Origin of the sequence: Bacillus sp. AR13-1 (assembly GCF_008042285.1) — a bacterium.
GTDB lineage: Bacteria > Bacillota > Bacilli > Bacillales > Bacillaceae_G > Bacillus_A > Bacillus_A mycoides.
Genome location: NZ_QNUA01000020.1, coordinates 138,078 through 153,229, shown reverse-complemented (window position 1 = coordinate 153,229; position 15,152 = coordinate 138,078). Strand labels below are relative to the sequence as shown.

General features: G+C 33.0%; 12 protein-coding genes and 5 pseudogenes. 2 read left to right on the top strand and 15 right to left on the bottom strand.

The window, feature by feature from the left end; translation table 11 throughout:
- Window positions 1–49 precede the first annotated feature (49 nt).
- The 12 genes and pseudogenes from DN408_RS16830 to DN408_RS32500 all read right to left on the bottom strand — a co-directional run bounded on the left by DN408_RS16830 (window position 50) and on the right by DN408_RS32500 (window position 11,268).
- A complete protein-coding gene (locus DN408_RS16830) occupies window positions 50–463 on the bottom strand; it encodes a VOC family protein (RefSeq protein WP_002012925.1) in 414 nt (137 codons plus the stop codon).
- Window positions 464–581: 118 nt separating this feature from the next.
- Window positions 582–1,292 (bottom strand): class I SAM-dependent methyltransferase, encoded by a 711-nt coding sequence (locus tag DN408_RS16825; protein ID WP_002127421.1) that lies wholly within the window; start codon window positions 1,290–1,292, stop codon window positions 582–584.
- Window positions 1,293–1,397: 105 nt separating this feature from the next.
- Window positions 1,398–2,159, bottom strand: a complete 762-nt coding sequence (locus DN408_RS16820) for an ABC transporter ATP-binding protein (RefSeq protein ID WP_002127420.1) — start codon at window positions 2,157–2,159, stop codon at window positions 1,398–1,400.
- Window positions 2,160–2,171: 12 nt separating this feature from the next.
- Window positions 2,172–4,512: pseudogene (locus DN408_RS16815) on the bottom strand (ABC transporter permease).
- Window positions 4,513–4,518: 6 nt separating this feature from the next.
- Window positions 4,519–5,767: pseudogene (locus DN408_RS16810) on the bottom strand (MFS transporter).
- A 64-nt stretch (window positions 5,768–5,831) separates the two neighbouring features.
- Window positions 5,832–6,467, bottom strand: a complete 636-nt coding sequence (locus DN408_RS16805; RefSeq protein ID WP_002032119.1) for a TetR/AcrR family transcriptional regulator — start codon at window positions 6,465–6,467, stop codon at window positions 5,832–5,834.
- A 251-nt stretch (window positions 6,468–6,718) separates the two neighbouring features.
- On the bottom strand, window positions 6,719–8,071 hold the full coding sequence (locus DN408_RS16800; RefSeq protein ID WP_002012917.1) for a DEAD/DEAH box helicase: 1,353 nt from the start codon (window positions 8,069–8,071) through the stop codon (window positions 6,719–6,721).
- 73 nt (window positions 8,072–8,144) lie between these two features.
- Window positions 8,145–8,414: a hypothetical protein gene (locus DN408_RS16795; RefSeq protein WP_002127415.1), complete on the bottom strand. Its 270-nt coding sequence runs from the start codon at window positions 8,412–8,414 to the stop codon at window positions 8,145–8,147.
- A gap of 423 nt (window positions 8,415–8,837) precedes the next feature.
- Window positions 8,838–9,039, bottom strand: a pseudogene (locus DN408_RS16790) (N-acetylmuramoyl-L-alanine amidase); the annotation flags it as partial.
- Between the two features lie 66 nt (window positions 9,040–9,105).
- Window positions 9,106–10,009 (bottom strand): annotated as a pseudogene (locus DN408_RS32625) (exosporium leader peptide-containing protein).
- A gap of 42 nt (window positions 10,010–10,051) precedes the next feature.
- Window positions 10,052–11,060, bottom strand: a pseudogene (locus DN408_RS16780) (N-acetylmuramoyl-L-alanine amidase); the annotation flags it as partial.
- Entirely contained in the window at window positions 11,014–11,268 is a 255-nt protein-coding gene (locus tag DN408_RS32500) for a hypothetical protein (RefSeq protein ID WP_002127412.1), read from the bottom strand. The pseudogene DN408_RS16780 and the gene DN408_RS32500, both read right to left, overlap by 47 nt.
- Before the next feature lie 217 nt (window positions 11,269–11,485).
- Here DN408_RS32500 and DN408_RS16770 point away from each other — a divergent pair, with 217 nt between their 5' ends.
- On the top strand, window positions 11,486–11,815 hold the full coding sequence (locus DN408_RS16770) for a YkvA family protein (RefSeq protein ID WP_002127411.1): 330 nt from the start codon (window positions 11,486–11,488) through the stop codon (window positions 11,813–11,815).
- Window positions 11,816–12,062: 247 nt separating this feature from the next.
- Here the strand turns inward: DN408_RS16770 and DN408_RS16765 are convergent, their stop codons facing one another.
- On the bottom strand, window positions 12,063–12,275 hold the full coding sequence (locus DN408_RS16765; protein WP_000416118.1) for a hypothetical protein: 213 nt from the start codon (window positions 12,273–12,275) through the stop codon (window positions 12,063–12,065).
- 343 nt (window positions 12,276–12,618) lie between these two features.
- Here DN408_RS16765 and DN408_RS16760 point away from each other — a divergent pair, with 343 nt between their 5' ends.
- Complete coding sequence (locus tag DN408_RS16760) at window positions 12,619–12,756, top strand: DUF3956 domain-containing protein (RefSeq protein WP_002127410.1); 138 nt, start codon at window positions 12,619–12,621, stop codon at window positions 12,754–12,756.
- 127 nt (window positions 12,757–12,883) lie between these two features.
- Here the strand turns inward: DN408_RS16760 and DN408_RS16755 are convergent, their stop codons facing one another.
- Window positions 12,884–14,467 carry an aminotransferase class V-fold PLP-dependent enzyme gene (locus DN408_RS16755; RefSeq protein ID WP_002127409.1) on the bottom strand — a complete coding sequence of 528 codons (1,584 nt, stop codon included), beginning with the start codon at window positions 14,465–14,467 and terminating at the stop codon, window positions 12,884–12,886.
- Window positions 14,468–14,536: 69 nt separating this feature from the next.
- On the bottom strand, window positions 14,537–15,085 hold the full coding sequence (plsY, locus tag DN408_RS16750) for a glycerol-3-phosphate 1-O-acyltransferase PlsY (RefSeq protein WP_016126939.1): 549 nt from the start codon (window positions 15,083–15,085) through the stop codon (window positions 14,537–14,539).
- Between the last annotated feature and the right edge of the window lie 67 nt (window positions 15,086–15,152).

The following is a 15,152-nucleotide window of genomic DNA, read 5'->3' as shown; positions in this document are numbered from 1 at the left end:
TATCATCCCTTTTATTTTTTATAACATTAATATCACCATATTATTTTAATTATTCATCTCCAGCAAGAGTTAACTGCCAAGACACACCATACTTATCATTTAACCAGCCAAACTTTTTACTAAACGGATATGAACCTAAAGGCATAAGAACTTTTCCATCTTGTGCTAGTTTATTAAAAACGGTTTCGATTTCCTCTTCCGTATCACAAGTTACATAAAGAGACATAGCTGGGGTGAATGTAAAATCATGCTTTACATAACTATCAATACACATGAACTCTTGTCCATTTAGCGTAAAAGTTGCATGAATTACAGTTCCCTCTTTACCTGGTCCATTCTCATCATAACGAGAGATACTTACAATTTCTGATTGATTAAATAGCGATGTGTAAAAATTCATCGCTTCCTCAGCTTTGCCCTCAAACATTAAAAACGTAGTGATTTTTTGATTTGTGTTACCCATTTAGAGACATCCCCTTGTTATGTATTTATGCAAAACATACATCGGACAATAAAACCGAACGTATATTCTCGTAAGTGTATTGTCTATAAAAACGATGAGTTTGTCAATTATCTATGTTTTATTTCTTCTTAAATAATGCTGTCCAAAGAAATGATTCTCCAAACATATTATTTGGTTGTTCAATTTGCTTCATTTTTCTAATTTCAATTACTTCAAATTCTTTAAATATCTCTCTTAACTTTTCTTCTGAATATGCAAGACCACCTTGTAAACTCCATCCTCTATACACATCCCAGTCCGTTATTTCCGATCCATTTCGCTCATTCAAATCACCTGCTGCAAAACATGTTAATCCGAAATAACCACCCGATTTTAATGAGTTTTTAACTAGATCAACATAATTCATTCTTCTATGTGGTGGAATGTGATGCAAGCAACCGGAATCATATACAAAATCATATTCATCTTGAAAATCCAAATTAAAAATCGATTCACAAACAAATTGTATTTCTATTCCGTTTTCTAACGCCCTCTCTTTGGCCCAATTAATTCCTTCTATAGACAAATCTACGGCTGTTACATCAAACCCTTGTTTCGCTAAATAAATTGCATTTCTTCCTGGACCACATCCAAGCTCTAACACTTTCTCTTTTGAAATCCATTCTGTTTGTATATATGAAACTAAATTCTCATCTGGAACATTTGCAAAAAAAGGAACATCCTTTTCTCTATTCGTGTAAAATTCATTCCAAAATGGTACTGCGGGTCTTAATAATGAATCAAGCATTTTTAATATATCTTCTTGAGTGTGTAACGTTTCACTTTTCATTTATACCCCTCCATAATCAATAGTCAGAAAATTATTATATCTCTTTTTAAACTTTCAAACAAAGAAAAACTCCTATATTCAATAGGAGTCAAAAATATTATCTCTTTAAAATCCAAGTACAGTTAACCATTTTAACAACTGCTCTTCTCGCACCTTCAAATCATCGTTTCTATACTTACCCATCTGTATTTCGCTAACAATTTCTCCGTCCACCATAAAAAGAACTCTTTCTGTTTTAGCTGCTACCTTTACGTCATGAGTAACTAGCAAAATTGTAGTTCCCATACGGTTTATATTTGCTAAAATATCCATTACTTCTTCTGTCGCTTTTAAATTCAAAGCACCCGTTGGTTCGTCAGCAAAAATAATATTAGGTTTATTTATGAGTGCTCTACAAATAGATACCCTTTGCAATTCTCCTCCTGATGCTTCAGTTATATTATTAGTTGCAATTTGACTAATTCCCGTTTTCTTCATCAATTCAAGTGCACGTTTATTTATTATTTTCCTGCTCTCAACTTTTGCTAAATACGCAGGCAAAACTATATTATCAAAAAGATTCAAATTTCTAAGAAGATTGCTCTGTTGAAAAATAAATCCCATTTCGCTGAGTCGTAATTTTGCTAACACTTCTTCTTTCATACATGTTATTTCTTTACTATCAACTTTCACACTTCCTGATGACATTTGATCCATTCCGCTAATATTATATAGTAACGTCGATTTCCCTGAACCAGAAGGTCCCATGACCGATATAAACTCTCCCTCATAAATCTCTAAATTTATATTTTTTAACATATGGCAAGTTTTATTTCCATCCATTGCGTATTTTTTATTTAATTGTTTTACTTCTAAAATTTTTTTCAAATTACACACCTCCTACTCCCCATTTAGCTTTAAATCATTTTTTTGTTTCACTGTAAAACTACTAAAAAGTGTTGCTACGGTCACAGATATAAATAAAATAGCTGGACATATTACATAAGAAATGATTGGATTAACAACAAACTTTATGTGAGCTGCTCCCATAAATGAACCTAACCAGCTTATTAGTGTTTCTCCAAACGTAGCAGCTATAAATGCCCCTGTTAAAATACCTACTAATACTATAGCAATAGAACGAGTAACATATTGTATACGAATATCTTTGTAGGAAAAGCCGATACTTTTCATAATTAATATTTGCGAAGAATCTTTTACCAATAACATTTTAAAAAAACATCGCAGTTATTAAAACCGATATCAATATAGCAATCAAAATTGCCACTTGTGTCACCAGTCTTAATTGTTTGATTGTCTCTCCTAAAGTTTGAGATAAATAATTATCCGTATCTGTTATTTTTGCAGAATTTAAATTTTGTTTATACTCCTTCACTTTTTCTTGTAGATTCACTTTGGGTTTCATATCTACATTTACTACGTACCATAATATATCTTCTTTATTGTAAGAAAAACTCGCTTTAGCTGTTTTTCCTCCATTCGTTACATCTTGATATATACCACTAATAGTTAGCATTTTCTCTTTTCCTTCTACAAATAAAACGATTTCATCCCCTATATTCTTTTTTAATTCATTTGCGTTCATATAAGAGAGAGCGATCTCATTTTCATTTTTTGGTGCCATACCTTTAACATATTCTATTGGAAATTGGGCGAAATCTCCCACTTCTACATTTAAATTTCCATTTGTACCATCAGCTTTCACCATTTTAAATGTACTCGTTACAAATGCTGCATATTTTTCTACCTCTTCATCGTTTCCGATATACGATATAACGTCATTAAACCGTTTTTCTATATTTTCAGATTGCTGTAAATCTATTCGCATATCACTCTTTCCTGTTCCCATATAATTAACAAATTGCGGTGACTGAATCGTGTACAAAAAGTTAACTGGTACAACAATCATGAACACTGCAATAATTAAAACGATACTTAATACTCGATATAACTTAAATCGTTTCACTACATCTTGTATACCAATAAATATATTTACATTTGTAATTTTAGTTTGATAGAGAGAAAAAAATCTTCTAATCTTTCTTTTTCCTAGTTTATCTCTTGATCGTAAAGCGTCTATTGCTGTAATTCTCCTAAAATTCCACAAAATGATGCGGCAAAAAAGGATAACGGCTAGAAATAACAATGTTGTGACTATCAATGGCACAACATAATATAAAATACTTTTATTAGCTGTCCCCATATAAAGTGCGATGTTAGAGGTAAATATTTTTGTAACAAATAACGAAAGGATATATCCACATATACATCCGATAGCGGAAATAACAACATATTTTGTTACATATAGTTTTTGAATATCTTTACTTTGAATGCCGATAGCTTTCATAACACCAATTTCCCGATAATCTTCTTCCATTGAAGTAATAATCGTAAATCTAATACATAAAATCGCGATTAGCATTAATAATGCACTTATTATGATAAGTACTGCAGCTATTATTCCATCTGTTAATGAATTGAGTGTTTTAAAGAGTGAATACGTAATAGAGGGACCTTTTTGAGGTAAGTTTGATGACTGGTATAAAGTTTCAAATTCATTTATTTTATTTAAATCTGTTAGCTGGAATTCAATAAGATATTCACTTTCTCCAAAATTCCCCTTTATTCTTTCGAAGTCTTCATCGCTTATTACAAATCGTTTTGAACTAACAAGTGATGGGTTCATTTGAACATCACGAACAAATGCCGAAATAGTAAATTCTAGCTCATTATTATTTTTAACAACCCAAATTTTATCTCCAATACGCAAATGATATTTTTGCATATAATAAATTGGTACACCTATTTCTCCTTTCCTAACATCGATCAATTCATTATTTAAATCTAATAAAAAGTCAAAAATAGTATTTTGCTTAACAAAGCTAATGTCCATTACACTATTATGTTCCGCTTGATTTTTCTTCTTTATAAAAATGTTAGATCCGCCTATTTGAACCATCTCTGCTGTTTGTTGTTTTTTTACAAAAGGAGTTTGCGCTACAAATGAATCAATTGACTTTTGGTTTATTTCTCCGGCATGCATTTGTACGAAGTGCGGTGCGTTTGATACTTTAAACAATTGATCCGTTGAGTTCAATAGATTTATAACGTTACTTGAAGCACTTGCGATTAAAAGACTTGATAACATGATAAACATAAATAGAATGGTAATTATCATTTTATTTTGAGAGAAATCTCTTTTTAACATTCTCCTAATCATATGGAGCTAGTTCCCTTCATTCCATAATATTTTCTTCGTCACTATCGCTATTATTATCATTATGAAACTAATAAATAATATAGGTAAATAAATTTTCATACTGAATCCTTCAAACATAAAACCATAAATGACTTGCCCAATTGGTGCCATACATTGAGATACCGCTGTTATAATTGCCATTACTTTTCCTAGGTTTTCATTTGGTGTTTTCTTTTGGACTACAGTAATCACATAGATGGATACAATTGTCACGATCATTGCAATTAGAATAGAAGAAAGTATAAAGAGGATAAATGGTGGATAGTATCCTAAATTAAGAATAACTGGCGTAACTGATAGTGCCATTGGTAGTACTAATAAAGCTATTAAAAGCATCCAGTAATACAATGTTTTCATCTGTAGCTTTTTCGCAAAAAAACCTATCGATAATGCACCTAAAATAGTAGCAAAATCGATCAATCCCATTCCAATTCCGTATAACGTGTCGCTACTTTCCATTGTTACTCGTATAATAATTGGAGCGCCAACAACAAATAGCGGTGTAAGTATTAAATTTAGTAATGCAGCTAAAAGCATAGATTTCAAAATAAATGGTTGTTTTAAAACATATATAAATCCTTCTTTCATATCCTTTACAATTGTCGGTATTATATGGCTTTCTCGCGCTCTTTTTATAAAAGGTATTTTAATAAACATTTCTAAAATCGCAGATAAAAAGAAAGCAAGACAACTTATTATTACGAGCATTTTCAAACCAATTATGCCGTACAGTATTCCTCCTAATACAGGAGCAACTATATTCGATAATGCTTGCACACCATTTACGATACCGTTCGTTCGCTTGCTCTAACTTATTCTCTGGAACTAATTGCGGAATACTCGCCATTACAACAGGTGAATACATTGCACTAACGACTGCTAGTAAAAACATAATTGTTCCAATTAATATAATAGATACAGGTCCAGTAAATAACAAAATTATAAAGCTTAATACAATCGCAGCGTTGATAAAATCAAAAATAACCATTAAATTACGGCGATTGAAACGATCTGCTATCGCTCCGCCAAGAGGGGCTAGCAAAAACGGAATACTCGTTACCGCATATAATCCTGCGAATATATCAGCACGCCCTGTTATATCTAGCACATATAATGACAGGGCAAAACGTAAAAGTGTTGAACCTAAAATAGTAATAATTTGTCCACTCACCATTAAGTGAAAATCTTTCATCGAAGACCTTATACTAGCTGACATCCTTATCACACCTTTCATTCGATTCAGACCGACTGTCGGTCGATAATATCCAAACAGAAAATTACTATTTCTGTTTGATTAAAACCTCCACCATGTAATCAAAGGCTCCCTCTTTCGCTCCAACAGATGCTTCCATCATTTTGATATAAGCTTTAGCTCTCCTCATCATTTCTTCCGGCTTCCACTGGAATAAACCCTCATCAAATATGACTTGTGCTGAAGAGAGTAATAATTCAATCGTTTCTTGTGGGTATGGAGTAGAAAATATGCCTTCAGCGATTCCTTGTTCTAAAATCTCTGCTAAAACAGGAGATAAATGAATAATTGATTGTACTATACTTTTTTGATGCATTTCCGCATTATTTGGCTGATGAAATTGTTCAATCATTTTATCTTTTACATCTCCTGATTTTGGTGATTGTTCCATTAAAACTCGAAATAACTTATCCAAAACTGGGATATTAGGGTTAGAGACAATTGCTTTCGCTTTAGCAACATCCGCTTTAATAATCCTCATAATAATTTCATCCATTACTTCTTCTTTCGACTTAAAATAATGATAAAACGTCCCCTTTGCTATACCAATCTCTCTTAAAATGTCATTTACTGTAGTTTTCGTATACCCTTTTGTAACAAACAAACGTTCAGCAGTTTCTAAAATTTCATTTCTACGCTCCCCATATTCTTTTACGATCCTCATTCATGTACTCCTTCCTACGGACCGACTGTCGGTTTATTTAAAGTATATGTTTAGTATGTGAAAAGTTTCCTGTTATCGTACATATACAACAACCTACTTTATATTTCCTTTATGAATTTTAAATTATTTAATACGGTAAATGAAATTTCAAAGGTTGTTTTTATGCAATCACCCTTGTACTTATATCGACTTCGTTGTATAAAAACTAAAAGAGCCGCAACACTTTGCGACTCTTTTTGAATAATAACTATTTAACGGCCACGTCTTTGCTGACCTTGTTTTGTACTACTTTTCTTATTACTTGGCTTATTAAATGATCGATTGTTATCATTTCTCGAACTATTTCTTGAATCGTTTCTTGGACCACCTTTTGAACCACTTCTTGAACCTTCACGGCTATCTCTTTGACGATATTGACCTGATTTCTTTGGAGCCGGCTTTTGTACCGGTTTTCCATTTTCATCTACATTTTTTATCATCGGTTGTTCGATTATTTGTCTTTGTATTGGTGCACCAAGCGTTTTTTCAATTTCTTCTAAATGTTTTTCATCTTTCGCTGCAACGAACGTAATTGCAAGACCTGATCCACCTGCACGTCCTGTTCGGCCAATGCGGTGAATATAACTTTCTACATCTTCAGGGATATCAAAGTTAAATACGTGCGTTACACCATCTACATCAAGTCCACGAGCTGCTACATCAGTCGCAATTAAGTACTGAATTTTAGCTTCGCGGAAACTCTTCATGACTCTTTCACGTTTCGCTTGAGGTATATCACCATGAAGTTCAGCACAATTATAACCTAGTCCTTTTAAATTATCATACAGCTTACTTACTCTAACCTTTGTACGACAGAAAATAACTGCCAAAAATGGCTGATCACGATCCATAACAAAACGAAGTGCATCTGGCTTTGCACGATCTGTCGTCTCAATGACACGCTGCTCAATTGTATCTACCGTTACTTCTTCACTTTGTACTTGAATCATTTGCGGCTCTTCCATATAACGTTTCGCCAATTTTTTAATATCTTTTGGCATCGTTGCTGAGAATAACATCGTTTGTTTACTATCAGGTGTCTCATCTAAAATATCTTCAATATCATATAAGAATCCGAAATAAAGCATTTGATCCGCTTCATCTAGTACAATTGTTGAAAGATTACTTAAATCAATTGTTTCACGACGTATATGATCTAATAATCGTCCTGGTGTCGCAACAACTATATGTGTATTACCTTTTAATTTTCTTAATTGTTGTGCTACATCTTGTCCGCCATATATCGCTAGTACATTAATATCTTCTCTTTGAACAAGCATTTTTTTAATTTCAGTTGTAATTTGCAGTGCTAGTTCCCTTGTTGGTGCAACAATTAAAGCCTGAACATCACTAGACTCTGGATCGATTTTTTCTAAAATCGGTAACACGAATGCTAACGTTTTACCCGTTCCTGTTTTCGCCTGCCCAATAATATCTTTACCTGACATAATAACAGGAATTGCCTTCTCCTGAATCGGTGTTGCTTCTGTAATTCCATTTTCACGTAATGTATGATTAAAAGTTTCACTAATTCCTAATTCTAAAAAGTTTTTCAAATAGACCACTTCTTTTCCTTATTTTTCACATTAGCTTTCATTGTACCATTTGTTTCGCCAAATATGAAAAATAAAAAAATTCTTATCTTCTTTTTTTATATTCATCCTGTACTAGATGAACAAATTCTTTTTGTTTTTTCTCGGAATTTATTATTGCTTCCATATTTGTAGAATTCAAAATATACTTCTTGATTTTCCTATTACTCCAAATTAAACTTGTATACTTTGTATCTTCGTGTAACTTTCGAAACCACTCAAATTCGCTTAATTTGGCAATATGGTGTTTTAATTTCATGTCATTTCGAGGATAAAATAAAATAACATTTGCTATTACATCAAATAATGAGTCCAAGTTATTCCCTCCTATAACTTCTTTAATGAAGATATTAAAGGAATGTTAAAAATCATTGTTTCACCAATTCAAAATAAATTACACCAATATGTACATCAAGGAACTAAGTTCTACAATTTAATATGTAATACGAAAGCATTATATAACCTTCATTTTGATTTAGCATATGAGCTTATCTTTTAGAAAGAAGGTTTGCAATATAGAATGGAAAAATCCTAATAGTGCATTAGAGATATTTATTATTTTTCATTATAGTTTTTATAGCCTTACCATATCAATTTGGGAATTTTGTCCGTTTAGAAAACCATTTAGATACATTTAGCCATATATTGTACGCCAATAATATAGTAGTAAGAAATTTACAAATGAAAGATATAGAAAGAGTAAGGTGGCATGGTTAATTACTCATGAAGGTATAGTGCGTTAGATGAATAAATAGGCTTCATTTGCAATAACATAGTATGTTTTCCCTTTACTGCTGTGTGCTTTGTACTGTGGCGAACCATTGACACTCACTTTTGCATCAATCATAAATCCCTGCATCTACAGAACCAGCTCCATCTTTATATTTCCAAGATGGAGCATCCTAGAAACGTAGATTGTCCACTTTGAAAACAATACGTTTTCAAGGTGGACAAATAAACTGTGCTTTTCTTATCGAGTAGCAACAGATACTTCTGAAAGAAATAGACTACATCATAATAGGGGTTATATTCACAGCTGTAATTTTACAAGTTGAAATTGCAAACCTAACGGTTGTAGTTGGATTTATAGGTAATGTCCCTAGTACTATCCCAAGTCCTGTTTGTTCCACGCTAAAATCTGCTGCAATAGAACCATTACTTGCTAAAAGACTTACTGTAGATCCGATAAACGCATCCAGTAATTGTCTAATTGGTCGTTCACGACATTCACACTCGCATCCTACATCAGTAGGTGGAAGTAATGTAATAGGTGGTCCTGGTGGTAAAAAACCTACCCCTGTTACATCAGATATATTGACCACAAAGGTTGTGGTGCCATCTGTAACTGTAACTAAAAAATCATTCACAGAAGTGATAGTAAATAGAAAGAAAAGCGGGGGCGTGTTGGGTGTGTCTGCAATAGTGCCAAGAATAACAGTTTCTCCAATAAGTTGTTGTAAAACGCTTTGCATAGGTAAAACACAGCAATCACAAAGACAACCTTCAGTTCCTCCTGTTGGACCCGTTACTCCCGTTGGACCCGTTACTCCTGTTGGACCCGTTACTCCTGTTGGACCCGTTACTCCTGTTGGACCCGTTACTCCCGTTGGACCCGTTACTCCCGTTGGTGCCGTTACTGCTTTTGGTCTCGTTTTGTATCACTTACTCCCGTTGGACCCGTTACTCCTGTTGTTCCCGTTCCTCCTGTTGGACCCGTTACTCCTGTTGGACCCGTTACTCCTGTTGGACCCGTTACGGACCCGTTACTCCCGTTGGGCCTGTCCCTCCTGTTGGACCTGTGGGTAAAGTAAATGGTGGGATTGGGGGAAGTGTAGGGCCAATTAAATTTGGATTTAATGCATTAGCTTGAAGTATCCCATTTATCTTTTGTATTTCATTTTTATCAAACACATAACTACCTCCTATGAGTGTACTATACTGTAGTAATACAGTTACAAATACATAAACTTCATTGATCGTAATATAATATGTTTTCCCTATACTATTGTGCACCTTAAATTGTACTGAACCTTCCATATTTAACTTCCTAAAAATTGTAAACGCCTCACCTACATCTACAAAACCATCCACGTCTTTATCCTGCCAAGATCGAGCATCATAGAAACGTAGAATGTTAACTTTAGAAACAACACGCTTTCCTACAATAGAAGAATCTACTGTACTTTTCTTACTAAACTTCACATAGGATGGATTGTTCTTAATCCATTGCTCTCCACCAAGGTTTAACCAACCAGGCTTTTCACCCCATTCAACATAAGCTTCTGATTTATTTAGTTGACGAATCTTAGAATAGCTTGTGTCTGGTCCTTTACGTAAATTAACGTTGTAGCCTTCAATATAAGCTATACCATCGGTTACAGCTGTTGGTACTTCTGTTGGTTTAGGTGGCTTTCAGGTACAGAAACATCCACACTAGAATTATTGTATGCGCGTTGTACATCAGCACGGGATTGAGCTCCTGATCCCCCATGAGATTTTAAATAATCAAGTTGATCTTCATGATCTGTACCGCCAAGATATTTAATCACATCGTAGTGAATCCACAATCCTTTTCCTACAGATAACTTGTTATCTTTTAAGATTTCCGCTAAAAGTTTTACGTATTTTTCATATGAACGCTCGAGCTTTGTATGGTCTGCTGTTTCACATAACTCTACATGTACAAATCGTTTATTAGCAGCAGGTCCACCGCCATATGTAATGTATTTTATATTAGCGATTTGGATTGTTTCATCTCAATCAACAGCATATTGAACAAATGCGTTTCTTCATGTACGAGATTCATACTTTTGAATATTTCAGAAGTCGCTGTACTATGAGCTACTACGCCCTCATAAACACCTACGCCAAAACGATATGGTTGTTTTGGTAAATTAGGGATAAAAAACGTTCTATCAGCAAAAATACTTGTAGCAAATGAACCAGCAAGTACTAGAATCATAAGGAACGAGGTAATTAGCTATATTAAAACCAGCTAAAATTGGAATGAATGTAAGTGATTGATTATTTATATCCTTAATTCCTTTCAATATTATTGTTGTATTCGGATTCATATACGCTATAAACAATCTAATAATTATTGTCAAGATAGCTGATATTAAGAAATCAAAAGTTTTTTCTGCTTTCGTTGCAGAACGCAAATAATTCATTGAAACCTCTATCGGAAACTTATTTGCTTTCCAAAACAGATTTTCTCTTCATCCATCTCCATATTCGTATCCGCTTAACAAGCATTGTTTTATTTTGAACAGGTATTCGCTTATAAATATCGAAATATACAATAAGAAAAAACAATAAAATTGATTATTCTTTCGCTTCTTTGTCCATCCTTTTAAAAAATCTATTTTTTGGAAAAGGAGTGTTTATATGGAGAAACAGACACTTTGGAAAAAATTCAAAAAAAGCTCAGTAAACCTCGGTAAATCCAGCGTATATGAAAGTATTATTTTATTTTACACAATGAAAAAGAAAGAGTTACCTACTAAAGCGAAACTCATTATATTAGCCGCTTTATCCTATTACGTATTAACAATCGATTTCATTCCAGATATAGCTGCTATTATTGGGATTGGCTTATTAGATGATGTTTTAGCAATCGCTGTAGCGCATAAATATGTTATGCGACATGCGGATGCTGAAATTCGAGAGAAGAGCAAAGTAAAAATGGAGTCATTATTTACTTCAGCACACATTTAACGAAGAAAGATAGGCTCTTACTTGTCTTTTCTCACTGCCTAACCATCATCTATAGCTTTTAAACAAATGATTTGAACAGTGTTAATACAGAAAAAAGAACTAAAATAATCTTTTAGTTCTTTTTTGTCAACTCAATTTATTTTTGAACAATAGTTAAAAGAGCCTATTTTAATTTACCAACTAAAACAGGCTCTTTACTAATTTAAATTTACAAGATCATCATCATTTTACGCTATACTTTGCTACTTCAACAACATTTCTCTTTCATCGCTTTCATCATAGACATAGTAGTCTTCATCATTTCATCACATTCATTCATTTTCACCATCATTGCCTTATCCATTTCTACATCCATTTGCATCATGTTATTCATCATCATTTTCATACACTTCATTTCACACATCATTTTTTCCATAGACATCATCATGTTTGTTGTTTCTACCATCATAGTTTTTTCCATATTAACATCCCCCTAGAATTTTTATGTTACAAGTATAAAAATTCCTTTTCGTTTTTCTAAAACCTTCTTAGTTTACCTCATACAAATATTTATCAATATATTTCCCTCTCAATTCGTCATTGATTAACTTTATTTATTGTCACGCTGAAACGTAAATATAATAAAAAGCATCTTATTATAGATGCTTCCTTGTCTAACAATTAAATTATTAACACTATGAAACTCCATTTGTTTCGTAAACATAGGGTAAATCTATTATTTTTATAAAATTCATAAATCCAACTATAACGTATTACAGTTTCATTCATATACTGTAGTAGATCACTAGAAAGGAGGCGTATATATGGAAAGTTGTATTGTGTTCGTAAACGGCCAACCTTTTTTAGTACTCACAGTTGCTGGCATCGAAATTGCTAGATTGGAAATTACTCTTCAAGTAGCACTAGCTTTGAGAGTTCTCGGTATTCCAATCTGTGGGTAATTCATTTAAGTAAGTTTAAAAGAGAGCTTTCGCTCTCTTTTAAACTCTTGTCAAAAAATGCACTTCTATACACTTAGCAAGTGTGACTCATAGCCTTGTAGAAATTATATAATAAATATACAAGCATTTACGTTAAAAGAACTTTCTTTAACACACACATCTGCAAACAATTTAACATCCTCTTCATATCACGTTCTTTATAGTGATTCAGACATGCTATTTGAATCCAGTTATTCTTTTGTAAATATGCTGATTCATAATGAACAATATATCCTTGTAATGCTAATGCATCACCTACTGCCTTAGAACACTGCCCTTCGTTTAATTGAATGGTAAGAACAATTTGAGCGGCATGATCTTTAGGTGAAACAAGCTTTAAACCCATAGTATTAATAGCTTGTTCAATATAAGCATACGCCTCTTTTATTTTTTCAAATGCCTCTTCATCTTCAAGTCGCTTCAATGCTTCTTGCAATGCATAAATTAAATTCCATGAATGGGAGTATGGGATACTTTCATTTTCTTCGTACATACCAATGTCCATATAAGCAGGTACTGCCTCGTTTACTTTTACAATGTGGTTATGAAAAACGAAAGATAATCCTGTATATGATTTAATCGCTTTTCCGCTAACACCACTTGCAAAATATACATCCTTCAAATTTATTGGTATTGCTCCAATTGAGCTTATACAATCTACACATAGTTTCATTTGATATTTTTTACAAAGAATGTTTAGTTCTTCTAAATTATTTAACATTCCAGTTGATGTTTCATGGTGAACAAACCAAAGCCATTCATAATTTCCAGTTGCCATTATTTTTTCTAATTCTGTATAAAGAAACGGCTCTGCCATTTCTTTTTTATGCGTATCATAATGTAATTGCGCACGTGTTGCATGTCCCACTAACCTATTTCCAAATTCCCCATTTGTTAAAACTAGTCCTTTCCCTTTTAAAGAATTCAACTGTAAAGCAATGGCATCATTCGCTAACGTCCCTGTTCCTAACATTATTTGCACACGTTTTGCTTTTGTTATTTGCAGTAAACGTTTTTTTACATTTTCCATTGTCACTTGAAATGACTTAGAACGATGCGAAATAGGCTTAGTAGAAAATGCCTTTCGAACATTTTCTTCAATATCCACTGGACCAGGTAAAAACGTATATTCTTTCGTCATAATACCCCCAACACTCGACTCTTCAAACATAGCTGGGGTAACATACATTGGCTGGAAGGCTGCTTCTTCAGTACCAACTAACGTATGGAAAGATTTGAATCCCATTTGCTCATATAAAGGTAGTTCACGTGTTGTAGCAGAAATGAGTGCCAATTCATATCCATTTAGAAGCAAATAACGATGTAAAAAGCGAATTAAACCTAACAATGCTCTTCCATTTCGATATTCACGTTCTACTGAAAGTAAACGAATTTCATATACATTTTCTCCATGTTCTTGCAAATAAAAATCTAGATTTGGAATTTTATAATCTAACGAGAATGGTCGTTTTCCTCGCAATGCAACCATACCTACTAACTTATCGTCATCTAAACAAATTAAATATGTATTTTCTTCATGGAAACGATCTATACGAACACGATCTTTCGTTTCTTCATGTTGCGGAATTTCTTCTACAAATGTTTTATAATTCAATTTTTGTATACTTTCAAATTCCCAAGCTTGATCAGCAACTTTATAAATTAACCCCATGTTGTATCTCCTTTATGTATTTAATAAAAATTATAAGTGGAGATTAACTCCACTTATTAAAAGTTCATTTCATTCTCGATTTACATATAAAATAAGTACAATGATAAGTGCACTTAAAATAGTCGTAACAATAGAGTAAGAATACAAAATCATGCAAACTGGTAAACAAGCGATTGTAATTAGTCCGGGCTTAGTAAATCCTTTAAAGATTAAATAAAATATAATGAAAACAGTAATAAGAGTAAGCGCTATCAAATAATCAAATGCAATTAAACCTCCAATAAATGTTGAAATGCCTTTTCCGCCCTTGCCTTTAAATAAAATTGGGTAAATATGTCCAAGTATAACAGCCAGTAAAGCTAACATTACAAATGTAGAATCTTCGAAAAGGTATTTTGCAATAGAAACTACGATTGCCCCTTTGATCGCATCACCTAAAAATGTAGCGACGAAAGACCCTTTTCCATATACGCGCCCCATATTTCTTGCGCCAGGATTACCACTTCCTTCTTCACGAATATCAACATTATGTTTCCATTTCGTTACTATATAAGCGGTCAATATGTTTCCAAATAAATAAGAAGCCACCAAATACAAAAATTGCATACTATTAATCATGTAATCATTCACTTTCTACATGGGAGTACTTATACAATATTCAATGACTATGTATATTGTACTTTTT

Excerpts from the sequence above, each read along its gene's own strand:
- DN408_RS16830 (WP_002012925.1), bottom strand. The coding sequence starts at position 463 with ATGGGTAACACAAATCAAAAAATCACTACGTTTTTAATGTTTGAGGGC.
- DN408_RS16825 (WP_002127421.1), bottom strand. The coding sequence starts at position 1,292 with ATGAAAAGTGAAACGTTACACACTCAAGAAGATATATTAAAAATGCTT.
- DN408_RS16805 (WP_002032119.1), bottom strand. The coding sequence starts at position 6,467 with ATGAGGATCGTAAAAGAATATGGGGAGCGTAGAAATGAAATTTTAGAA.
- DN408_RS32500 (WP_002127412.1), bottom strand. The coding sequence starts at position 11,268 with ATGAATTATTTGCGTTCTGCAACGAAAGCAGAAAAAACTTTTGATTTC.
- DN408_RS16770 (WP_002127411.1), top strand. The coding sequence starts at position 11,486 with ATGGAGAAACAGACACTTTGGAAAAAATTCAAAAAAAGCTCAGTAAAC.
- DN408_RS16765 (WP_000416118.1), bottom strand. The coding sequence starts at position 12,275 with ATGGAAAAAACTATGATGGTAGAAACAACAAACATGATGATGTCTATG.
- DN408_RS16760 (WP_002127410.1), top strand. The coding sequence starts at position 12,619 with ATGGAAAGTTGTATTGTGTTCGTAAACGGCCAACCTTTTTTAGTACTC.
- DN408_RS16755 (WP_002127409.1), bottom strand. The coding sequence starts at position 14,467 with ATGGGGTTAATTTATAAAGTTGCTGATCAAGCTTGGGAATTTGAAAGT.
- plsY (WP_016126939.1), bottom strand. The coding sequence starts at position 15,085 with ATGATTAATAGTATGCAATTTTTGTATTTGGTGGCTTCTTATTTATTT.